Genomic DNA, 21,369 nt, shown 5'->3' on the forward strand with positions numbered 1-21,369 from the left:
AACGGGGGCAAGCCCCCTCGCCACAGGGTTTGTGGATAGCTGAGGGTTTGTGTTTGCATCAGGATTTAGGCGGATTAACCTTGGCCACCAGCGCATAGGCCTTCACCGTCGCCGGGCGGTTCTGGATGTGGTTGAACCAGCGCAGCACGTTGGGGAAGTCTTCCAGGTTCTGGCTCTGCCATTTGTGAGAAACGATCCACGGGTAGATCGCCATGTCGGCAATGCTGTATTCGCTGCCGGCAACAAAGTCATTGTTGGCCAGCTGCTTGTCGAGCACGCCATAGAGGCGGGCGGTTTCGTCGATGTAGCGCTTGATCGCGTAGGGGATTTTTTCCGGTGCGAATTGGCTGAAGTGATGATTTTGCCCGGCCATCGGCCCCAGGCCGCCCATCTGCCAGAACAGCCATTGCAGCGCTTGCTGGCGACCGCGCAGGTCTTTGGGCAGGAACTTGCCGGTTTTCTCCGCCAGGTACAGCAGAATCGCCCCCGACTCGAACAGTGCCAACGGTTCACCGCCATCGACCGGCTCATGATCGACGATGGCCGGGATTTTGTTGTTCGGCGATATCTTCAGGAACTCAGGTTTGAACTGGTCGTTCTGGCTGATGTTAATCGGATAAACGTTGTACGGCAGGCCTACTTCTTCCAGGAATATCGAAATCTTGTGGCCGTTGGGGGTGGTCCAGTAATACAAGTCGATCATGAAGTACTCCAAATCAAGAGACATCGTCAGGTACGGACAGCGACCGTCGGCATCAGGTCGTCCTGTTTGCGTTTGATGGCTTGCCAGTAGCAAGAGGTGATGCTGAAGTGCGGGGAATTCAATGCCCCAGCAGGAGAAAAGTCAGCATGGAGCTCAAGACAAACGCAGCGCTGATCATCATCGATCAACAAAAAGGCATCCTGCATCCCAAGTTGGGCCGCCGAAACAATCCACAGGCCGAAGAGCGCATCCTGGAATTGCTGGGATATTGGCGCCGAACCGGGCGGCCGGTGATTCATGTGCAGCACCTGTCCCGCTCAGAGGATTCAGTGTTCTGGCCACAGCAGTCGGGGGTGGAATTTCAGGAGCGTTTTCAACCATCGATGGGTGAGTGGCTGATTCAGAAACAGGTGCCGGATGCCTTTTGTTCGACGGGGCTGGAAGCACGTTTGTGCGAGGCGGGGATCGATCAGTTGATCATCGTTGGCGTGGCGACCCACAACTCGGTCGAGTCCACGGCGCGAACGGCGGGGAATCTGGGGTTTGAAACCTGGGTTGCCGAGGATGCGTGCTTTACCTTCGACAAGGCGGATTTTTTCGGTAACGCCCATTCAGCCGAGGAAGTGCATGCGATGTCGCTGGGTAATTTGCATGGCGAATATGCGACGGTTGTGAGCACTGCGCAGATTTTGTAGGAGCGAGGCTTGCCCGCGAAAAGGTCACCACGGACATTCAGACAAACCGCGTCATCGTTCTTCGCGGGCAAGCCTCGCTCCTACAGAAGCAGTGCGTCAGCGCGTTATGCGCCGTGGCACTTCTTGAATTTCTTGCCATTGCCGCAAGGGCAAGGGTCGTTACGGCCGACATCTTTCAGGGCGTTGCGCACCGGTTCCTGGTGGGCGTGGCCGCAGTTCGGGCCGTGGACATGGCCATGGTCGTGATCATGGTGGTCGTGATGGTCGTGATGGTCGTGATCGTGGTTGCAGTCAGGGCCATGGACATGAGGTTGCTGGGTCATCGGGGTCACTCCGGAATTAAATCGGCGGCGATTATCACGCCATTACGTGCCAGGTGCACGTAGTGCGCGATGAATAAACCGGTTTCCAGTTCACCTTCCAGACGATAGGGAATGGGTTGGTCGGGTTTTTTCAGCAGCTTCACCAGGTCCCGGACTTTCGGCCACAGGTTGGTGCGGATCGGCACTTTAAAATAAGCGCTGCGTTTGGGGCCGACCGTGAACCAGTGTTCGTGCTCGCCTTCAGTCAGCAACATGTCCCCCAAGTGAATGCGATATTCCAGGGCACGCACCGTCAGGTCTTGGTCGTTGGGATTGTCGACGCGAAAATGCAGCAGGAATTTCTGCTCCAGTAGTTTGGCCCGGACCACTTCGACCTTGACCAGATGTACTTCTGGCTCTGGCAGATCGTTGTCGAAGTCGAACCACGACGCACAGCCGCCGAGCCCCAGAAACAGGAGCAGGGTGAGCAGCTGTAATGCGCGCCGCCGAGTATTCATGGTCGTGTTTCTCTCTTTGTAGCAGCTGTCGAGCCTGCGAGGCTGCGTTCGGCCGTCGACAGCTGCTACAGGGATCACCTCAAGCGCCGAAATACCCCGCGCAACACTTCTTGAACTTCTGCCCGCTGGCGCATGGGCACGCATCGTTACGCCCTGCCTTGAGTAACACGGTGGGGTCGATGAAATACCAGTGGCCGGCGTTCTGTACGAATGACGAACGTTCGCGGTGGCTGTGTTCGCCGCTGCTGTCGTGCCAACGAGCGGTGAAGGTGACGAAAGCATGCTCCGGCTGACCGCCGAAGACCTCGGCGCTTTCCACCTCCAGGCCCAGCCAGGTGCTTTGGGCGCTCCAGTCGCTGATTGACTGGCGGTCCAGGCCGGCCTGTTGCGCGGGCAGGGTGGTCGCCACCAGATAGTCGATCAGCCCCAGTACATAGGCGCTGTAGCGCGAACGCATCAAGACTTCGGCGCTGGGGGCGGGGTGGCCGGCGTGGTAATGGCCACAGCAGGCATCGAGGAGTGTGCCGCTGCCGCAAGGGCAAATGGATGTACTCATTGGGTTACCACCAATATTTCCCGAAGTTTTCCGGATTGGCCCAGAAGCGTGAGTTCAGCCAGTCGGGCACCTGTTTATAGTCAAGCAGATCGTAGGTAAACAGGGTCAGTACTTGATCATCGCGCTGGAAGCGTTCGCTGGCTTGCAGCGCCAGGGAGAAAAAGTCCGTCTCCTGCCAACCGCAGGCCGGCAAGTCGGCCAGCACCGCAATGCGACTGGCATTGAGGTTGCGTATCCCGCCGAGCAGATTCAGGCCGTCGCGCTTGGGCAAGTGTTCAAGACAATCGACCACCAGCGCCAGATCAAACCGTTGTGCTGCCTGTTCGGCGGGCAGTGGCCCTGGCGCAGCAAAGGCGACGATGCTGTCCGGGTGCGCGAGCTTGAATGCCTCAAGCGCGGGGAATTCGCTGGCGCCAATCAGCAACAGACGCGCCGGGGCGTAACGATCAAGCAAAGCGGCCAACGCCTGTTGGGGCGTGCGCGAAGAAATACCTGCAATCATCGAAGATCCTCAATCAGAACGCCAAGACTAGCCTGCCCCAACGTCCGGGCCTAGTGTCCCGTCTCGAGGGTTTAGCCAAAAAGCGCCGATCTTCCGTGAACATGGGGCAAAGCAGCAATGACGTATTGCTGGCGGAGATTAAAAGTCGGGTCTTTACTCCCTAGAATCGGTTTTAAGCCGATCCCTCAGGAGAAGAACTAGATGAGCATAATTCGGACAGCATTACCCTTGGTTCTGCTAACCAGTGTGTTGACTGGTTGCGCAGGTTTGCAGAAAACCGACTGGCCTACCTGTGCGGGTGTCGGCGGTGTTATCGGCGCAGGGCTCGGCGCGACCGAAAGCTCGGCATGGGCGGGGTATGGCGCGCTGCTGGTCGGCGGCACGGCAGCAGCCTGGTGCTGGGTGCACGGCGATGGCGATGAAGACGGCGATGGTGTGCTGGACAGCCGCGACAAGTGCCCGGGTACACCTAAAGGCGTGCAGGTCGATGCCAACGGCTGCCCTCCACCTGCGCCTGCGCCGGTGGTCGAAGAGGTGGCGGTGGTCAAGGAAGAAGTCATCGTTATCCGTGATGTGCACTTCCAGTTCGACTCGGCCAAGCTCACCCCTGCCGATAAAGACGTACTCAACACCATTGCCACGCGCCTGAAACAGGAATCCTCCAGCGCCCAACTGACCGTGACCGGGCATACCGACAGTGTCGGCAGTGATGCCTACAACCAGAAACTGTCGGATAGACGCGCCCATTCAGTGGTGGAATACCTGATTTCCCAAGGCGTGCCACGCAGCAGTTTCGTGTCTGTGACCGGTGCCGGTGAAAGCCAGCCGGTGGCCGATAACAAAACCGCTGACGGCCGTGCGATGAACCGGCGCACGGAAATCAAAATCAACCGCTAGGTCTCTCGCATTCCGTGGCTTGTACAGTCGCGGATGCGGGTCTTTACTCCTGTGTGACCGGTATGGGCCGGTGACACAGGAGCATTCACAATGAGCGTTCTTACAAGGACCGTCTTGCCGGTTCTGCTGCTTGGCAGTCTTCTGACCGGTTGTGCGACTCACAGCGATGGCACCGCCCCCCTCAATCAACGTACCTGGCCGATCTGCAGCGTCATAGGCGGACTGGTTGGCGGTGGTTTGGGTGCAATAGAAAGTAGTGCCTGGGCAGCGGGTGGAGGGGCGCTAGGGATCTTGACCGGTGGCCTGATCTGTTATGCCCAGGATGGCGATGAAGACGATGATGGTGTCTTCGATCGACGTGACCGCTGCCCCGATACACCTGCCGATACCCCTGTCGAACATCACGGTTGCCCGCTGCCGCAATACCCGGCCAGCGTGAAACCTGTTGAAACACCTGTATCCGAAGTCATCACCCTGAACGGTAACGTGCTGTTCGCTTACAACCAATCCGACCTGATGCCCGAAGCGCGCAGTGAGCTGGATTCGCTGATGGCCAAATTGCAGAACGCCGATGTGGCGAGCATTAAAGTCATCGGTCATACCGACAGCCAGGGTTCGGACGCCTATAACCAGAAACTGTCGGAACGTCGTGCCAGCAGCGTAGCGGCCTACCTGTTGAGTCAGGGGTTGGCGCCGGACAAACTCACCAGCGAAGGCCGGGGCGAAAGCCAGCCGGTGGCCGATAACGATACGGAAGAAGGACGAGCGCAGAACCGTCGCGTGGAATTGCACATCAATCGCTAAGCTCTGTGACTTTAAGCTCTGTGGCTATAAGCCGCGTGATAGAGCCGTCGGACCACGATCAAGGTGGGTCCGACGGCCAATCCGCGACCTTCGGGAAGAATTTTTTGTTGCCCTCTGGCTTATCCCGCGCGTAAGCCGTTACTGTGCGTGCAAAGAATAATTCTCAACGGGGGGGCGTATGAAGGTGTTTTGGGGGCTGGGGAAGTTGTTGACCCTGCTGTTCTGGCTGGTGGCGCTGGTCAATCTGCTCATACCATTTATTCATCCGTTTCACCTGCTGATCAATTTTGCAGGCAGTGTGTTGGCAGGCCTCCATCTTCTGGAGCTGGTGTTCTGCAATCGCAGCCTCAAAGGTCGAGCCCACCCTTGGCGTGATCGCCTGAAGATCGTCTTTTTCGGCGTTTTCCACCTGCAAACCATTCCGGCCCCGGCCGCTTCGAAGGCCTCCCATGCGTAAATTCTGTCTGCTCGCTGCACTTATCAGCCCATTGGCCTGCGCGCAGGTGGTGAGCGTCGAAACCAACTCGCTGATGCGCTTGCCCAACACGGCCAGTACCTTGCAACTGGAACGGCTGGAAGTCGCCGATTACGGCACCTTGCTGATTCCCTCGAACGTGACCGAAGTGACGGTCGGCGAGCTGCATCTGGGACGCGACGCGCGGATCGCCATTGTGCCGAGCGAGCAGGCTCTGGCGTTGAAGGTCAGCCGTGCCGAGTTGGCCGAAGGCAGCCAGATCACTGCGCGGGGCGCGCCGGGGACATACCTCAAGGCCGCTCGCTCCGGGCGCAATCTGGATTTGCAGATCAAAGCGTTGAACGCGCCGCAATTGTCAGTAGACGCTCGCGGTGGTGCGGGCGCTCCAGGTTTTGTCGGCCTCGATGGGGCTAATGGTCAAGCACCGGGTTGCACCTGGGGCCAGGCCGGTCGCGGCGCCGATGGCAGTAATGGCAGCGACGGCCAGCCGGGCGCACCTGGGGCGCTGGTTCGGCTGGAAGTGCCGCGTGATTACCCGACGGAGCAGATCAAGGTCGAGGTTGCAGGCGGGGTTGGTGGCGCGGCAGGGCCTGGTGGAAAACCGGGAGCGGGTGGCAAAGCCAAGGGCTGCGTCGTCTATAAAGCCGATGGCGGCAAGAGTGGTCGTCCCGGTGCCGATGGCCTGCCAGGGCCTGCGGGGGTGGCTGGTTCGGTGAGCATTCAGCGGTTGTAAGTCCTCAAGCGATCGTTCCCACCTGTGGCGAGGGGGCTTGCCCCCGTTGGGTCGCGAAGCGGCCCCAAAACCAGCCACCCCATTCTTTCAGAATGAACGCGGTGACTGGTTTACGACTGCTTCGCAGCCGAACGGGGCGATGCGGCGTTCCGACAAGCCCCCTCGCCACAAAAGCTCCCCCAAACTACATATTCCTCAAAACATCGGCCGAGCCGCCGCAATCGCCACCAGCGCCAACCCGACCAGCAGGTTAATCCCCACCAACCGACGAATCTTACCCAACACCGCCGCCCCCGCCGGCCAATCCTGAGTCGTCACCGTCGTGCGCAATTCCGGCAGCAGCAACGCCTGAATCCGGATAAACAGCGCCGTCATCACCACATACAATCCCATCATCACCTGCACATACCGCGGCGCCGCTTCAAATCCGGCGAACTGCAGATGAATCATGCCCACGCCACTGATCGGTAAAAGCACCACCGCGACCCAGACCCAGCGGAAAAAACCTTGAAACACTTCCACCCACAGCTTCAACCGGGCAGGGCCTTCCAGCGCCTTCATCGCCGCGGGGCGCAAGACCATCCAGGCGAAAAACATGCCGCCGACCCACACCAGGGCGGCCAGGACATGCAGGGTATAAACGATGCCAAAAGGTGTCATTGAGGTACTCCGTTCTGCGCGGGATTGATTAGCGGGGTATGATAGCGGCCGATCCGAACCACTGAAAATTTATCCAGCCTTTTTTGATGATCAGCACCGAACTCAAAACCACGATCCAGGGCGCCTACTCGCGTTTTCTCGAAGCCAAGAGCCTCAAGCCGCGCTACGGCCAACGCCTGATGATCGCCGAAATTGCCAAGGTCCTCGGTGCCATCGACACCGACGACGAAGGCCGGCGCAGTGGCGACCCCGCGATTGTCGCGGTGGAAGCGGGCACCGGTACCGGCAAAACCGTGGCCTACAGCCTGGCGGCCATCCCGACCGCGAAGGCCGCCGGCAAGCGTCTGGTGATTGCCACGGCCACCGTGGCCCTGCAAGAGCAGATCGTCTACAAGGATTTGCCCGACCTGATGCGCAACAGCGGGCTGAATTTCAGCTTCGCCCTGGCCAAGGGCCGCGGGCGCTACATGTGCCTGTCCAAACTCGACATGTTGCTCCAGGAAGGTCATGCGCAGACTGCCACCGCGCAGCTTTTCGAAGAAGAAGGCTTCAAGATCGAGGTCGATGAGGCCAGCCAGAAGCTGTTCACCAGCATGATCGAGAAGCTCGCCGGTAATAAGTGGGACGGCGACCGCGACAGTTGGTCGACAGCGCTGGAAGACGCCGACTGGGCGCGCCTGACCACCGATCACAGCCAGTGCACCAACCGTCATTGCCCGAACTTCGGCCAGTGCGCCTTCTACAAGGCCCGCGAAGGTATGGGCAAGGTCGACGTGATCGTCACCAACCACGACATGGTCCTGGCCGACCTGGCCCTGGGCGGCGGTGCCGTGCTGCCGGACCCGCGTGACACCATCTACGTATTCGACGAAGGCCATCACCTGCCGGACAAGGCTATCGGTCACTTCGCTCACTACACGCGTCTGCGTTCCACCGCCGACTGGCTGGAAACCACCGCCAAGAACCTCACCAAACTGCTGGCCCAGCACCCGCTGCCGGGCGATCTGGGCAAGTTGATCGAGCAGGTGCCGGAGCTGGCCCGGGAGATCAAAACCCAGCAGCAGTTCATGTTCACTGCCTGCGAGCAAGCCGCCGACTTCAAACCCGGCGAAGACGTCGAAGGTCGCGAGCGGCCACGTCACCGTTTCGTCGGCGGGGTGATTCCCGAGCACATGCGCGAAATGGGTATCGAGCTGAAGAAGGGCTTTGCCCGCCTGACCGACCTGTTCACCCGGCTCACCGAACTGCTCAAGGAAGGCATGGATGGCGAGGTCAACATCGGCATCGCCAGTAACCAGGCCGAAGAGTGGTATCCGCTGTTCGGCAGCCTGTTGTCCCGATCTTCGGGCAACTGGGAGTTGTGGACCGCCTTCACCGTCGAAGACCCGGAAGACAATCCGCCCATGGCCCGTTGGCTGACCCTGGCCGAAAGCGGTTCGCTGTTCGACATCGAGGTCAATGCCAGCCCGATCCTCGCGGCGGACATGCTCCGGCGCAACCTGTGGAACGTGGCTTACGGGGCGCTGGTGACCTCGGCGACCCTGACCGCGCTCGGCACTTTCGACCGCTTCCGCATGCGTGCCGGCCTGCCTAAAACAGCCGTCACCGCGGTGGTCCCGAGCCCGTTCCATCACGCCGACGCCGGCGTGCTGCGGGTGCCGGACCTGAAAGCCGACCCGCGTGACGCGCCGGCTCACACCGCGGCGATCATCCGCGACTTGCCGCAACTGGTAGAAGGTTCACGTGGCACCCTGGTGCTGTTCTCCTCACGCAAGCAGATGCAGGACGTGTTCGACGGTCTGGATCGCGACTGGCGCAAGCAAGTGTTCATTCAAGGCAACCTGTCGAAGCAGGAAACCCTGAACAAGCACAAGGCGCGGGTTGATGGCGGGGATTCCAGCGTGTTGTTCGGCCTGGCGAGTTTCGCCGAAGGCGTGGATTTGCCCGGTGCCTACTGCGAGCACGTGGTGATTGCCAAAATTCCGTTCTCGGTACCCGACGATCCTGTCGAAGCGGCCCTGGCGGAATGGATCGAGGCTCGCGGTGGCAATCCGTTCATGGAAATCTCCGTGCCGGACGCCTCGCTGAAGCTGGTCCAGGCCTGCGGTCGCTTGCTGCGGACCGAAGAAGACCGCGGCACCATCACCTTGCTCGACCGTCGCCTGGTTACGCAGCGTTACGGCAAAGCTATTCTCAATGCATTGCCGCCATTCCGTCGTGAAATTTCCTGATGCACCGGTGGGCAAATAGGCCCACCGCGTTGTCTACCTCACTGCCACCGCTTTTCCACTGGCCCATTGATGGTCGCTTGGGAGATCCACGTTCTTATGATTCGCCGTTCGCTGCGCCGGTCGTTACCTGCCGTTTTTGCCTTGATGTTCGCAGCTCCTTTGCTGGCGGCCCCTGCCGGCCAGCAGACGTTGTTCAACTTTGTGCGTCCCGCCGACGTGGTCCAGGTGGCGACCCAGGACGCCAGCCTGCCGCAATCCAACGCGGAGCAAACGGCCGAAGGCGAAGTGCTGCGCCGCGTGACCTTCAACCCGGTCGCCCAGCCGACGTTGCGCCTGACGCCGCAGACCGGTGCCTGGGACTGGTCGCAGTCGGGTGTCATGAGCCTGCGGATCCAGAGCGCGATGAACTGGGCCGTGACCCTGTACGTGAAAATCCAGAGCAATGATGGCAAGACACTGGTCAGCCGTATCGATCTGCCGGCCGGCCCTGCGCAAACCCTGCTGGTGCCTTTGGTTGCCAGTTCGCCGCTGAGCCAGGGGATGAAAGCCGGCCCGCCGATGCCGATCAACTTCGAAGGCCAGCGTGTATTGCTGGCCAGCAGCGCCGGTGAGCTGGACCGCAGCCAAGTGGTGTCAGTGACTTTGTCGATGGATCAGCCGAAAGTCGCCCAAAGCATCCTGCTCGAACGTTTCGGCGTGCAGGACGGCGAGGCTGTCACCAAGGCCGCTTATGGCGGTCTGGTAGACGCCTACGGCCAATCGACCAGGGCCAAGTGGCCGGAGAAGGTCAACAGCGACGAGCAATTGAAATCCGCTGCGGCCAAAGAACAGCAACAATTGAAAACCTGGCTGGCCGAGCGCGAGAAGCAGTCCCTGGACAAGTTCGGCGGCTGGACCAAAGGCCCGGCGTTCAAGGCCAGCGGCTTTTTCCGCACTGAAAAGCGTGACGGCCGCTGGTATCTGGTGACGCCGGAAGGGCATCCGTTCTATTCCCTCGGCGTCAACAGCGTGAACCCAAGCGTCAACCAGACCTACGTCGCCGGTCGCGAGTGGATGTTCGAATCCCTGCCCAAACCCGACGAGCCCCTTGCCAGCTATTATGGCGAAGGCGACAACCGTGGCGGCAATGGCGTTGATCAGGGCCGAGCCTACAACGCCGGTCGCTGGTACGATTTCTATGGCGCCAACCTGCAGCGTCTGTATGGCAAACCTTGCGCACCGGGCAGCGAGACCAAGGCTGGTGTTGCCGAAGCGGCCAAGGCCAATGCGGTCGAGGCGACGGCTGATAAGATCGCCGAGCAATCAGCCCCTCCTGCGGCGACCGAATCCGCGGCCGGGGTTGCCGACGCGGCCAAGACCGGCGCCGTTGAAGCGTCAGTCGAAAAAGCCGCCGAGCAAGCGACCACCGAACCCTGCAAAGTGGTTTTCGACGAACAACGCTGGGCCAGTCATACCCTCGATCGTCTGCAAGCCTGGGGTTTCAATACGCTCGGCAACTGGAGCGCGCCGGTGTTTGGCAACGCTGACCGAGTGCCGTACACCTTGCCGCTGTCGATCGTCGGCGATTACGCCAGCATCAGCACCGGCACCGATTGGTGGGGCGGCATGCCCGACCCGTTCGATCCGCGTTTCGCCATGGCCACCGAACGCGCCGTGGCCATCGCCGCCCGCGACCATCGAGACGATCCGTGGCTGATCGGTTACTTCGCCGACAATGAACTGGCCTGGGCCGGTCCCGGCGATGACCCGAAGGCCCGTTACGCGCTGGCCTACGGCACTTTGAAAATGACCACCGATGTGCCGGCCAAACGTGCCTTCCTCAAACAGCTGCGCGACAAGTACCGCAACCAAGCGGGGCTTTCCAAAGCTTGGGGCATTGATCTGCCGGCCTGGGAATTGATGGAAGACCCGGGCTTCGTGCCACCGCAGCCGAGCGCCGAATACCCGGAAATCGAAGCCGACTTCAAATACTTCCAGAAAGTGTTCGCCGACACCTACTTCAAAACCGTTTCCGACTCGCTCAAATGGCATGCGCCGAACCAGTTGTTGTTGGGTGGCCGCTTTGCTGTCAGCACCCCTGAAGCCGTCGAGTCCTGCGCGCAATACTGCGACGTGTTGAGCTTCAATATGTACACCCTGCAACCCCAGGACGGTTACGACTTCGCCAGACTGCGCAGCCTGGATAAGCCGGTGCTGATCACCGAATTCAATTTCGGATCAAAGGATCGCGGCCCGTTCTGGGGTGGCGTAACAGAACTGGCGAAAGAAGAAGACCGCGGCCCTGCCTACGCCAACTTCCTCAAACAAGCGATGAGCGAACCGTCGATTGTCGGGGTGCACTGGTTCCAGTACCTAGATCAACCGGTGACGGGTCGCCTGCTGGACGGTGAGAACGGTCATTTCGGGCTGGTGGGTATTACTGATCTGCCGTTCCAGGGCTTTGTCGAGAGTGTGCGCAAAAGCAACTTGTTGACCGTCGATCAACTTGGCAAAGAGGCCGAGAAGGCTAGGGCCGAGGCGGAAAAAGCTAGTCACGATGCCGAGGGCGGCAGGAAAGGTGAGGCAGGCAAAGGCCCAGGGGAGGGCGCTGGCCATGCGGGCGGACATTCCGCTAATGGCCATTAATCCCTGAGATCGCCAAGATCGCAGCCTTCGGCAGCTCCTACAGGGTGTACTCAACCTCACTGTAGGAGCTGCCGCAGGCTGCGATCTTTTGATCTTGATCTTGAATTGACCGCCCGGCCCGACCCTGTTCCCAAAACCCTCAAGGGCTGGAACAATGCGGGCCACTTTGTAGAGCGTTTATCCGGGAGAGTTGCGGGTGCAGATTCAGGGTCATTACGAGCTTAAGTTCGAAGCGGTGCGCGAAGCGTTTGCGGCACTTTTCGACGATCCTCAGGAGCGTGGCGCGGCATTGTGCATCCGCATTGGCGGGGAAACCGTTCTTGACCTCTGGGGCGGTACCGCCGACAAGGACGGCACCGAAGCCTGGCACAGCGACACCATTGCCAACCTGTTTTCCTGCACCAAGACCTTCACCGCCGTGACCGCGCTGCAACTGGTGGCCGAAGGCAAACTGCAACTGGATGCCCCGGTCGCCCGTTACTGGCCCGAGTTCGCCGCCGCCGGCAAAGAAACCGTGACCCTGCGCCACTTGCTCTGCCATCAGGCCGGCCTGCCGGCGCTGCGCGAGTTGCTGGCCCCTGAAGCACTTTACGACTGGCAGACCATGGTCGATGCCCTGGCCGCCGAAGCGCCATGGTGGACGCCGGGTGAAGGTCACGGTTATGCGGCGATCACCTATGGTTGGCTGGTCGGTGAGTTACTGCGTCGCGCCGACGGTCGTGGGCCGGGCGAATCCATCGTGGCACGGGTCGCGAAGCCTTTGGGGCTGGACTTCCACGTCGGCCTCGCCGACAAAGAGTTCCATCGCGTGGCGCACATCGCCCGTGGCAAGGGCAACCTCGGCGATGCCGCGGCCCAGCGCTTGCTGCAAGTGACCATGCGCGAACCGACGGCCATGAGCACCCGGGCCTTCACCAACCCGCCGTCTATAATGACCAGTACCAACAAACCGGAATGGCGACGTATGCAGCAGCCGGCCGCCAATGGTCATGGCAATGCCCGCAGCCTGGCCGGGTTCTACGCCGGTCTGCTCGACGGCAGCTTGCTGGAAAGCGAAATGCTCGACGAGCTGACCCGCGAACACAGCATCGGCGAAGACAAGACTTTATTGACCCGGACCCGCTTCGGCCTGGGTTGCATGCTCGATCAACCGGACGTACCCAACGCCACCTATGGCCTCGGCCCACGGGCGTTCGGTCACCCGGGCGCCGGCGGTTCCACCGGTTTTGCTGACCCGGAATACGATGTGGCCTTCGGCTTTGTGACAAATACCCTGGGGCCGTACGTCTTGATGGATCCACGAGCGCAAAAGCTTGTGCGAGTACTGGCCACTTGTCTGTAAATCACGCTTAAGGGGGCCAGGGCCGGAACCCGAAAGCCTTTGTGGTTTCAAAGCGCTGTTTATCCGGGCTAACCCGGTCTGATTTTTCATTACTTCATTTTGTGGATATCCAATGTCATCCAATAAAACTCTCGCCCTGGCCCTGTGCTTCGCTATCACCGGTTGCGCACAAACTCCACAAAATGACGCAGACGGCGGCAGCTGGTGGCCGTTCGGTTCTTCCGACAAGGTTGCGACCAAAGAGCCGGCCCCGGCCCCGCTGAAACCTGCTGCAACAGCCCCTGTCGCCAAGGCTGACAGTGCATCCCCTTGGTACTGGCCGTTCGGTTCCGATGACGCTGCCGACAAAGCGGCCAAACCGGACGTGAAGCCGGAAGTTAAACCTGAAGCCAAACCGGTCGCTGTGGCCAAGGCTGAAGCCGATGCCGGTGGCAACTGGTGGTGGCCGTTCGGCGGCAAGGAGCAGAGCACCGTCAAAGCCGTGCCAATGCCCGACCCGAAAGTCACCCAGGCCTGGCTCGACGACTACGAACCACGTCTGCGCGAGGCGATCAAGGACAGCAACCTGAAACTTGAGCGTCGCGAAAACGTGCTGGTCGTCACGGCACCGGTAGAAGGCTCGTTCAACCCTGACCGTCCGGCCATGCTGCTGCCGGTAACCCTCGGCCCGTTCACCCGTGTTGCGAAAATCCTCGAAGTCGATCCAAAGACCGCCGTGCTGGTACTCGGTCACAGTGATACGTCGGGCGCCGCACCGGCCAATGTGAAGCTGAGCCAGGAGCGCGCCCAGTCGGTGGCGGCGATCTTCCGTCTCAGCGGTCTGCAGCGTGATCGCCTGATGCTGCGCGGCATGGGTGGTGAGGCTCCGCGTGCCGCCAACGACAGTTCCGAAGGCCGTGCCTTGAACCGTCGCGTCGAGCTGTTGGTGACGCCGGCAAACACCATGGTCGCGTTGCTGAGCAAGTACAACATGCCGGCTCCTGCACCGGTGAAAACTATGATCGCTGCGCAAGACATCAAGCCAGTGGCCAAGCCTGTGACCCCGGCGCCTGCTGCGAAGAAAGCGGCTGTGCCGGCGACGAAAAAGGCACCGGCCAAGAAAGCGGCTGCCAAGGCTCCAGCCAAAAAAGCCGTGGTGAAAAAGACTGCGCCCGCCAAAGCCGCTGTCGACACCAAGAAAGTCGCTGTCGCCGATGACACAAAGAAGTGATTCGTTAACCAAAAGGAATGCGCCATGACCCGGCCCTTGGCAGATATGCGTCGCGACTACACCCGAGATGGCCTGACCGAGGCGCAAGCTCCGGCCGAGCCGTTCGCGCTGTTCCATCAGTGGTTTGCCGACGCGGTGAAAACCGAGCAGGTACCGGTGGAGGCGAATGCCATGACGCTGGCCACCGTCGATCAGGACGGTCGGCCGCATTGCCGCATCCTGCTGCTCAAAGGTTTGGACGAGCAGGGCTTCACCTTCTTCACCAACTACGAAAGCGACAAGGGTCAGCAACTGGCAGTCAATCCATTTGCGGCCATGACGTTCTTTTGGCCAGCCCTGGAGCGCCAGGTGCGCATCGAAGGGCGGGTGGTGAAGGTCACGCCTGAAGAGTCCGACGCTTATTATCAGGTTCGTCCTCTGGGCAGCCGTCTCGGTGCCTGGGCCTCACCCCAGAGCCGGGTGATCGCCGATCGCGGCGAACTGGAAGCGTTGCTCAAGAACACCGAGCAACGTTTCAGCGACACCCAGCCTCACTGCCCCGAGCACTGGGGCGGTTATCGCTTGCTACCCGAGCGCATCGAGTTCTGGCAGGGCCGTCCGAGCCGTCTGCACGATCGCCTCAACTACCGCTTGCAAGGCACCGACTGGGTTCGCGAACGCCTGGCGCCGTAAACAATCTACCGATCGGGATACCCTGCCGCAGCGGCCTCCAGCCACTGAGGCAGGTCCCGTCGCTTGATCTTCTGCGCTTGAGCGTTCGCCAGTTGCTGAAGCATGAAGGCTCTTTTCTGATCGTCTTTACCCGCCAGTGACAACGCCAGATCACGGTCCATCCAGCGTTTGATCCGCACGTACAACCACCAATGGAAGTACAAGCCGGCGACGGTCGTGACGACAATGATGAAGTAATCCATGAAAATCCTTGGGTCAGCGGCGCAGATTTTGTAATTTGACGCTACTGTGTGCTGAGTTCGAAAAAGCGCCTGTATCGGGCCTGAATGAAACCAATTTTATCCGGGTGAAGTCGTGACAGGCGTCAAGCTGCGGAGTTTAATGGATACCTGTCCTATGGAGTTTGATGCTATGCGTAAGTCTGTTCTGCTGGTTGCTTCCTTTTCCACGATGGCGATGTTGCTCACTGGCTGCCAATCGAGCTTGACCGGTGACTCCTACTCCCGTGACGAAGCGCGTCGCGTGCAGACGATTCGCATGGGTACCATCGAAGCCCTGCGCCCGGTGAAAATCGAAGGCACTAAAACCCCGATCGGCAGCGCCGCTGGTGCAGTCGTGGGTGGTGTCGGCGGTAGCGCCATCGGCGGCGGTCGTGGCAGCATCGTCGCAGCGGTCATCGGCGCTGTCGCCGGCGGCCTGATGGGCTCAGCTGCCGAAGAAGGCCTGACGCGCACTCAAGGTGTTGAAATCACCGTGCGCGAAGACGATGGCAGCATGCGCGCCTACGTACAACAGGTTCAGGAAAACGAAGTGTTCCGTGTTGGTGAGCGTGTGCGGATTGCTACGGTTGATGGGACTAGCCGCGTTACGCACTAAGCGGGAGCGAAGGGTAAAAGAAAACCCCGATCAGGTGACTGGTCGGGGTTTTTTGTTTTTTGGGGGCAGGTCAGGATGCGGAGCGGGTGCCGATGAAATATTCCAAGTCTTTTGGGAAGTCGACGTTGAGTAGATCCGCGATTTGTAGGATCTGGCTTACCGTCAGCTCAAGCTCCCCAGGTTCTATTTCTTCAGAGCTTTTTGACTCGGTCAATTGGGCCAATGCCTGGTTCAATTCATAGTCTTTGATGGTCAGTTCGAACTGCAACGAATCATCCTGTTTTTCATCGGGGTAAAAACCGGTGATGGATAGGTAGCGCATGGTTTTTTTCTCTTCAGTCATCTTGAGGTCCTTCTACCTGGCTTCGCATTTTTTCTGATCGTTCCCACGCTCCGCGTGGGAATGCATGTCGTGACGCTCCGCGTCATCAGTGCGCAGGACTCAAGCTTGGCGTGGCCAGCGGAACGCAGAGCGTCCCCGGCGGCATCCCCACGCGGAGCGTGGGGACGATCAGTATCGTTAGTCTTGGCAAAGTCCCATGTAGTACACCAAGTCTTCTCTGAAAGAGTCGCCAACCAGTTTCATAATCGTGCTGGCTTGAGCGGGGGATAATTTGTGCTCGCCCATGGGTACATCCCACAAGGTTGACCAGCCCATGACATTAAGCACCGCTCCCTCTAAGGCCTGCGGCACATCCTTTTCGTATTGCAATGAATCGTCCGGGTTCGGCTCGTCGAAGAAACCGGAGATTTCGATAAATACCATCCTTTTTTCCTCACCATTGCTTTGTCGATGTGCGTCTCTCAGGCTTTGCTTTACCAGTCTGCACGCCCGTTTTTGTATCGAATTCGCAAAGTGAAAGAGAGAAAAACCGATCAGGTGAGCTGGTCGGGGTTTTTGTGTCTGCTGCTTTCAGTTATGTAGATTCAATATCGTTAGTCGTTGCTACAGAGACCCATGCAGTACATCAGGTCGCCCCTGTATGGCGTGCTAACGAGCTCCATAATTTCTTTGGCTTGATTGGCGGTTAATTCGTGCTCGCCCATTGGCACGTCCCTTAGGGATGACCATCCCATAACATTAAGAACGGCCGCCTCTAAGGCTTGCGGTACATTCTTTTGATATTGGAGAGAATTATCTGAGTTTGGCTCGGGGAAAAATCCGGTGAGAGCTATAAATATCATTCTTAATTTCTCGATTGCTATTTTGTCGATGTGCGTCTCTCAGGCTTTGCTTTACCAGTCTTCTCGCCCGTTTTTGCATCGAATTCGCCTAGATGATCTCCGTCCCAGTTGTACACTTCGACGGCTCCGTGTTGATAGTCCCATTCATAAATACGTCTCTTACTTTCCCAGCGTTTACGATTTCCTTTCTTGCGAACCAGAACAGCATCTGGAAAAGCAGGTAGCACCTCTGGCGGCATGTGATAACCGTGATCGCCAGCCATAGGCCGTGAAATCACCACATATAAGGGCAACACCCCCGAATCCGCCGGAAACACAAGAATAAAATCCTTGTACTCAGGCGGATACACCGGATTCACGATGATGCTGTCAGCCGCTTTCGTCGGCGGATAAACCCAGATATGCGGCGCTTGCGGTGCGGCTTCCAGCGCGGGGATGCCAAGGATATTTGAACCGTCCTCGGCCGGTGTCCAGATCAGCTCGATCCCGTCCCCAAGATCAGCCACTTGCTGATTGCCGCGCAAGGTGAATTGCGCGACATCGACCATCTCCCAGTCACGGTTTTTGCCGGTATAGAAACCGTATCTCTTGAGACTGCCATCAGCCTGTTGTTCGACTTGCAGGCGCACGCGGGTACGGGCCTGTTTAAGGGCGCGCAGTTGATCTTCGGTGTAGAGCGAGCTGTCGCCAAGACTCGACGGTATGACCAGGGCCACCAAGCCTGCCAGGGTGGCCGCAGCGGTGCTGGCGGCAACAGCGGGCAGTGCGGCGAACGCTGAGCCGGTCAAAGCAAAGCTGCCGAAACCGGCCGGAATCGCAGTGCCACTGATTTTCTTGAGCGGCACGACACCGCTTTCATCAGCCTCGCGAGCGCCGAGCAGAACCAGTTCGCCGTAGTCTTTCAGGCTGTCTGTCGGAACAACGCCGGAGGGATTCGTATAGTCGATGATTGCATCGGGCAGTTTGCAGGATTTGGCGAACACGCATCCCGCGCGGACAACGTTGTCCTTTTTCGTAGCGACTTGAAGGCTATCTTCGAAGGCCTGCTGCCTTGCGAGCATGGCGTCGTAGGCATTTTGCCTGGCATCGCGCTCGGTCAGTTCGGTGGCCGTCATGTAGCGGTGGGTAACGTGATGCCCGTCGCCTGACGGTGGGTTTTGCACCCGGGGGATGTCCTTGTTGCCAGCCACTGATTGTCCTTTCATTCGTCCATCGGCAACCCCTGAAAGAGGGGCCGCTCGACGTTAACGAACGTGGCTAATCGTGGCTGTAGGACGAATCCTGAATGTCACTAAGAGGGTTCTCTAACGCCTCAGGATTGCAGCGCTGTGCTGCGTCGAAATCACTGTGAAGACGATGCCAGCGAGCGCACCTACAGGCAGGAAGTTCAGCCAAACGAAGTGTTCCGCGTGGGTGAGCGGGTGCGGGTTTCTACTGTGAGTGGTACGAGCCGCGTTGTGCACTAAGCGGGAACGGGTAAAACAAAACCCCGATCAGGTGACTGGTCGGGGTTTTGTTTTTGGGGGGGGCATGGATGGCGCGGGTTCTGACAGACGTCGTATGCTAGTCGTTTTCGATAGCTCGTTAGTCGTATGAGGTCAGAAATAATTCGAGATTTTTAGGCAGATCGAGTGAGCATGCTTTTTCTATACCGATGATTTGTTGTTCGGTAAGGCGATAGTCATGTAATGAGTCTTCGTCTGTCTCCCATCCCATGATCAGTTTGAGTTCGGTGGTGGAAATAGGGATCTGCTTCTCAAATGAAGGAAAATCCTCGCCTTTCGGAACCCCCATAATTAAATGCTTCATGGTTCTACCTTCCTTGTTGGATCTGCTGGTTTGTTCTGAGTGCCAGTTTCATGGTTGAACTCCCCCAAGTGTTTTCCACGCTTGTTGTACTTTTCAACGGCTCCATGCTGGAAGTCCCACTCGTAAATCGTTCCGCTTCTATCCTTCCATCGTGGGCGCAACCCTCCGCCACCTTTGATTGGGGTTTTTGGGGTAGCCCATTTAGCACCTGGAAAAGCTGGGAGAGAGTCAGGTTTTTGATGGTAGTTAAGCTGAGGCCTGCTCACCACAATATAAACCGGCAACACCCCCGAATCCGCCGGAAACACAAGAATGAAGTCCTTGTACTCAGGCGGATACACCGGGTTAACGATGATGCTGTCAGCCGCCTTCGTCGGCGGATAAACCCAGATATGCGGCGCTTGCGGTGCGGCTTCCAGCGCGGGGATGCCAAGGATATTTGAACCGTCCTCGGCCGGTGTCCAGATCAGCTCGATACCGTCCCCAAGGTCAGCCACTTGCTGACTGCCGCGCAAGGTGAATTGCACGACATCGACCATTTCCCAGTCACGGTTTTTACCGGTGTAGAAACCGTATCCCTTGAGACTGCCGTCAGCCTGTTGCTCGACTCGCAGGCGAACGCGAGTGCGGGCCTGTTTGAGGGATCGCAGTTGATCTTCGGTATAGAGGGAACTGTCGCCGAGGCTTGACGGGATGACCAGTGCAACCAGCCCCGTCAGCGTGGCGGCAACGGTGCTGGCGGCAACAGCGGGCAGTGCGGCGAACGCTGAGCCGGTCAAAGCAAAGCTGCCGAAACCGGCCGGAATCGCAGGGCCACTGATTTTCTTGAGCGGCACGACACCGCTTTCATCAGCCTCGCGAGCGCCGAGCAGAACCAGTTCGCCGTAGTCTTTCAGGCTGTCTGTCGGAACAACGCCGGAGGGATTCGTATAGTCGATGATTGCATCGGGCAGTTTGCAGGATTTGGCGAACACGCATCCCGCGCGGACAACGTCGTCCTTTTTCGCAGCGACTTGAAGGCTGTCTTCGAAGCCTTGCTGCCTGGCGAGCATGGCGTCGTAGGCATTTTGCCTGGCGTCCCGCTCCGCCAACTCGGTGGCAGTCATGTAGCGGTGGGTGACGTGATGCCCGTCGCCTGATGGTGGGTTTTGAACCCGGGGAATGTCCTTGTTGCCAGCCACTGATTGTCCTTTCGCTCGTTCATCGGCAACCCCGGAAGAGGGGCTGCGCGACGTTAACGAACGTGGCTAATCGTGGCTGTAGGACGAATCCTGAATGTCGTTAAGAGTGTTCTTTTTCGCTCAGGAAAACAGGTGTAGTGCTCTTGCGACTCGCCGCCGCCGTCACCGCATAACCGATCAATGCCGCCAGAATCGAACCGGTCAGAATCCCCATTCGATCCATCCCGGCGTATTCGCTGGCGCCAGGCACGAAGGCCAGGGAGCCGACAAACAGGCTCATGGTGAAACCGATGCCGCAGAGGATCGCCACACCCAGCACCTGGCCCCAGTTGGCGCCTTGGGGCAGGGCGGCGATGCCGATTTTCACCGCCAGCCAGGTCAGGCCGAACACGCCGACCATCTTGCCCAGCAGCAGGCCGACGGCGATGCCCATCGGCACGTCGTGGGTGAAGCTTTCGACGGTCACGCCGCTCAGGGACAGGCCGGCGTTGGCGAAGGCGAATAGCGGCAGGATGCCGTAGGCCACCCACGGATGCAGGGCATGTTCCAGGGTCAGCAGCGGCGAAGGCTCGGCGTTTTTCGTGCGCAGGGGAATGCAGAAGGCCAGGGTCACGCCGGCCAGCGTGGCGTGTACGCCGCTCTTGAGCACGCAGACCCAGAGGATCAGCCCGATGATCATGTACGGCCCGAGCTTGACCACGCCGAGTCGATTCATCCCGATCAAGGCCGCGATGCAGGCCGCAGCCAGTGCCAGGGACAAGGTCGACAGCGCGCCGGAATAGAAGATCGCGATGATGATAATCGCGCCCAGGTCGTCGATGATCGCCAGGGTCATCAGGAACAGTTTCAGCGACACCGGCACGCGTTTGCCCAGCAGGGCCAGTACGCCGAGGGCGAAGGCGATGTCGGTGGCGGTCGGGATGGCCCAGCCACTCAGGGCGGACGGGTTGTCGCGGTTGAGGAACCAGTAAATCAGCGCCGGCACCACCATGCCGCCAATCGCCGCCGCGCCGGGCAGGACGATTTGCGACGGTTTCGACAGCTGGCCGTCGAGGACTTCGCGCTTCACTTCCAGCCCGATCAGCAGGAAGAACAGGGCCATCAGGCCGTCGTTGATCCACAGCAGCAGCGGCTTGGCGATCTTCAGCGCGCCGATCTGAGCCACCACGGGTGTGTCCAGCAGCCCGCTATAGAGCCACGACAGCGATGAATTGTTGATGATCAGGGCGAGAGCGGCCGCGGCGATCAATAACAGACCGCTGGCAGCTTCCAACTGAAAGAAACGCGTGAACGTGCTACGCAGAGGCAAGGTCGCTCTCCATCGATGAATTCAAAAGGTGGCACACCCTAACCCGTACCGTTAGTTGTTAAAACAAAAGTTATATTCTTTTTT

Annotated in this window: 25 protein-coding genes and 1 pseudogene; 12 read left to right on the plus strand and 14 right to left on the minus strand. The window is 59.2% G+C overall.

Translation table 11 applies throughout. The features are described 5' to 3' along the window. Positions 1–58 precede the first annotated feature (58 nt). On the minus strand, positions 59–703 hold the full coding sequence (locus TU81_RS05305; protein WP_048393873.1) for a glutathione binding-like protein: 645 nt from the start codon (positions 701–703) through the stop codon (positions 59–61). A gap of 146 nt (positions 704–849) precedes the next feature. Between TU81_RS05305 and TU81_RS05310 the strand changes: the two genes are divergently transcribed. After that, positions 850–1,398, plus strand: a complete 549-nt coding sequence (locus tag TU81_RS05310; RefSeq protein ID WP_038979221.1) for a cysteine hydrolase family protein — start codon at positions 850–852, stop codon at positions 1,396–1,398. Positions 1,399–1,502: 104 nt separating this feature from the next. Here the strand turns inward: TU81_RS05310 and TU81_RS05315 are convergent, their stop codons facing one another. From TU81_RS05315 to TU81_RS05330, 4 genes are all read right to left on the minus strand, one after another. Beyond that, a complete protein-coding gene (locus TU81_RS05315) occupies positions 1,503–1,721 on the minus strand; it encodes an SEC-C metal-binding domain-containing protein (protein ID WP_046046248.1) in 219 nt (72 codons plus the stop codon). 5 nt (positions 1,722–1,726) lie between these two features. Further along, positions 1,727–2,218 carry an LEA type 2 family protein gene (locus tag TU81_RS05320; RefSeq protein ID WP_038979223.1) on the minus strand — a complete coding sequence of 164 codons (492 nt, stop codon included), beginning with the start codon at positions 2,216–2,218 and terminating at the stop codon, positions 1,727–1,729. A 79-nt stretch (positions 2,219–2,297) separates the two neighbouring features. Continuing rightward, on the minus strand, positions 2,298–2,774 hold the full coding sequence (locus TU81_RS05325; protein ID WP_038979224.1) for a YchJ family protein: 477 nt from the start codon (positions 2,772–2,774) through the stop codon (positions 2,298–2,300). Positions 2,775–2,778: 4 nt separating this feature from the next. Then, a complete protein-coding gene (locus TU81_RS05330; RefSeq protein WP_008005788.1) occupies positions 2,779–3,276 on the minus strand; it encodes a DUF6231 family protein in 498 nt (165 codons plus the stop codon). 201 nt (positions 3,277–3,477) lie between these two features. Between TU81_RS05330 and TU81_RS05335 the strand changes: the two genes are divergently transcribed. The 4 genes from TU81_RS05335 to TU81_RS05350 all read left to right on the plus strand — a co-directional run bounded on the left by TU81_RS05335 (position 3,478) and on the right by TU81_RS05350 (position 6,185). Further along, positions 3,478–4,173: an OmpA family protein gene (locus TU81_RS05335; protein ID WP_038979225.1), complete on the plus strand. Its 696-nt coding sequence runs from the start codon at positions 3,478–3,480 to the stop codon at positions 4,171–4,173. Between the two features lie 90 nt (positions 4,174–4,263). Next, positions 4,264–4,977 (plus strand): OmpA family protein, encoded by a 714-nt coding sequence (locus TU81_RS05340; protein ID WP_048393878.1) that lies wholly within the window; start codon positions 4,264–4,266, stop codon positions 4,975–4,977. 178 nt (positions 4,978–5,155) lie between these two features. Beyond that, a complete protein-coding gene (locus TU81_RS05345) occupies positions 5,156–5,434 on the plus strand; it encodes a DUF1145 domain-containing protein (RefSeq protein ID WP_038979227.1) in 279 nt (92 codons plus the stop codon). After that, positions 5,427–6,185, plus strand: coding sequence for a collagen-like triple helix repeat-containing protein (locus tag TU81_RS05350; RefSeq protein WP_048393881.1), 759 nt, complete (start codon positions 5,427–5,429; stop codon positions 6,183–6,185). The genes TU81_RS05345 and TU81_RS05350 overlap by 8 nt, the downstream gene beginning before the upstream one ends. 195 nt (positions 6,186–6,380) lie before the next feature. Here the strand turns inward: TU81_RS05350 and TU81_RS05355 are convergent, their stop codons facing one another. After that, the gene (locus tag TU81_RS05355; RefSeq protein ID WP_048393882.1) at positions 6,381–6,845 is read right to left on the minus strand and encodes a CopD family protein; all 465 of its coding nucleotides are present in this window, start codon (positions 6,843–6,845) and stop codon (positions 6,381–6,383) included. Positions 6,846–6,931: 86 nt separating this feature from the next. Here TU81_RS05355 and dinG point away from each other — a divergent pair, with 86 nt between their 5' ends. From dinG to pdxH, 5 genes are all read left to right on the plus strand, one after another. Then, positions 6,932–9,076 carry an ATP-dependent DNA helicase DinG gene (gene dinG / locus TU81_RS05360; protein ID WP_038979230.1) on the plus strand — a complete coding sequence of 715 codons (2,145 nt, stop codon included), beginning with the start codon at positions 6,932–6,934 and terminating at the stop codon, positions 9,074–9,076. A 96-nt stretch (positions 9,077–9,172) separates the two neighbouring features. After that, the gene (locus tag TU81_RS05365; RefSeq protein ID WP_048393884.1) at positions 9,173–11,701 is read left to right on the plus strand and encodes a beta-galactosidase; all 2,529 of its coding nucleotides are present in this window, start codon (positions 9,173–9,175) and stop codon (positions 11,699–11,701) included. 196 nt (positions 11,702–11,897) lie between these two features. Continuing rightward, positions 11,898–13,043, plus strand: coding sequence for an EstA family serine hydrolase (locus tag TU81_RS05370; protein ID WP_038979232.1), 1,146 nt, complete (start codon positions 11,898–11,900; stop codon positions 13,041–13,043). Between the two features lie 112 nt (positions 13,044–13,155). Next, complete coding sequence (locus tag TU81_RS05375; RefSeq protein ID WP_048393886.1) at positions 13,156–14,253, plus strand: OmpA family protein; 1,098 nt, start codon at positions 13,156–13,158, stop codon at positions 14,251–14,253. 24 nt (positions 14,254–14,277) lie between these two features. Further along, the gene (gene pdxH / locus TU81_RS05380) at positions 14,278–14,925 is read left to right on the plus strand and encodes a pyridoxamine 5'-phosphate oxidase (RefSeq protein ID WP_048393889.1); all 648 of its coding nucleotides are present in this window, start codon (positions 14,278–14,280) and stop codon (positions 14,923–14,925) included. Between the two features lie 5 nt (positions 14,926–14,930). On the opposite strand, the gene TU81_RS05385 is transcribed toward pdxH, so the two are convergent. Next, positions 14,931–15,167 carry a hypothetical protein gene (locus TU81_RS05385; RefSeq protein ID WP_048393891.1) on the minus strand — a complete coding sequence of 79 codons (237 nt, stop codon included), beginning with the start codon at positions 15,165–15,167 and terminating at the stop codon, positions 14,931–14,933. 169 nt (positions 15,168–15,336) lie between these two features. Here TU81_RS05385 and TU81_RS05390 point away from each other — a divergent pair, with 169 nt between their 5' ends. Beyond that, positions 15,337–15,801, plus strand: a complete 465-nt coding sequence (locus TU81_RS05390) for an outer membrane lipoprotein (RefSeq protein ID WP_048393893.1) — start codon at positions 15,337–15,339, stop codon at positions 15,799–15,801. A gap of 70 nt (positions 15,802–15,871) precedes the next feature. Here the strand turns inward: TU81_RS05390 and TU81_RS05395 are convergent, their stop codons facing one another. The 4 genes from TU81_RS05395 to TU81_RS05410 all read right to left on the minus strand — a co-directional run bounded on the left by TU81_RS05395 (position 15,872) and on the right by TU81_RS05410 (position 18,176). Continuing rightward, on the minus strand, positions 15,872–16,144 hold the full coding sequence (locus tag TU81_RS05395) for a pyocin S6 family toxin immunity protein (protein ID WP_313847566.1): 273 nt from the start codon (positions 16,142–16,144) through the stop codon (positions 15,872–15,874). A gap of 177 nt (positions 16,145–16,321) precedes the next feature. Continuing rightward, complete coding sequence (locus TU81_RS05400) at positions 16,322–16,567, minus strand: pyocin S6 family toxin immunity protein (protein WP_048393894.1); 246 nt, start codon at positions 16,565–16,567, stop codon at positions 16,322–16,324. A 170-nt stretch (positions 16,568–16,737) separates the two neighbouring features. After that, positions 16,738–16,986, minus strand: coding sequence for a pyocin S6 family toxin immunity protein (locus TU81_RS30665; RefSeq protein WP_048393897.1), 249 nt, complete (start codon positions 16,984–16,986; stop codon positions 16,738–16,740). Positions 16,987–17,003: 17 nt separating this feature from the next. Then, a complete protein-coding gene (locus tag TU81_RS05410) occupies positions 17,004–18,176 on the minus strand; it encodes an S-type pyocin domain-containing protein (protein ID WP_048393899.1) in 1,173 nt (390 codons plus the stop codon). A 159-nt stretch (positions 18,177–18,335) separates the two neighbouring features. Between TU81_RS05410 and TU81_RS31090 the strand changes: the two are divergent. Further along, positions 18,336–18,452: pseudogene (locus tag TU81_RS31090) on the plus strand (hypothetical protein); the annotation flags it as partial. Between the two features lie 118 nt (positions 18,453–18,570). Here TU81_RS31090 and TU81_RS05415 read toward each other — a convergent pair. From TU81_RS05415 to nhaA, 3 genes are all read right to left on the minus strand, one after another. Then, positions 18,571–18,795 carry a hypothetical protein gene (locus TU81_RS05415; protein ID WP_048393901.1) on the minus strand — a complete coding sequence of 75 codons (225 nt, stop codon included), beginning with the start codon at positions 18,793–18,795 and terminating at the stop codon, positions 18,571–18,573. Then, positions 18,792–19,976: a colicin E3/pyocin S6 family cytotoxin gene (locus tag TU81_RS05420; protein WP_048393903.1), complete on the minus strand. Its 1,185-nt coding sequence runs from the start codon at positions 19,974–19,976 to the stop codon at positions 18,792–18,794. Before TU81_RS05420 ends, TU81_RS05415 begins: the two co-directional genes overlap by 4 nt. 100 nt (positions 19,977–20,076) lie before the next feature. Further along, the gene (gene nhaA, locus TU81_RS05425) at positions 20,077–21,285 is read right to left on the minus strand and encodes a Na+/H+ antiporter NhaA (protein ID WP_048393905.1); all 1,209 of its coding nucleotides are present in this window, start codon (positions 21,283–21,285) and stop codon (positions 20,077–20,079) included. Positions 21,286–21,369: the final 84 nt, after the last annotated feature.

Origin of the sequence: Pseudomonas lini, assembly GCF_001042905.1 — a bacterium.
In the GTDB taxonomy this organism is placed as follows: domain Bacteria; phylum Pseudomonadota; class Gammaproteobacteria; order Pseudomonadales; family Pseudomonadaceae; genus Aquipseudomonas; species Aquipseudomonas lini.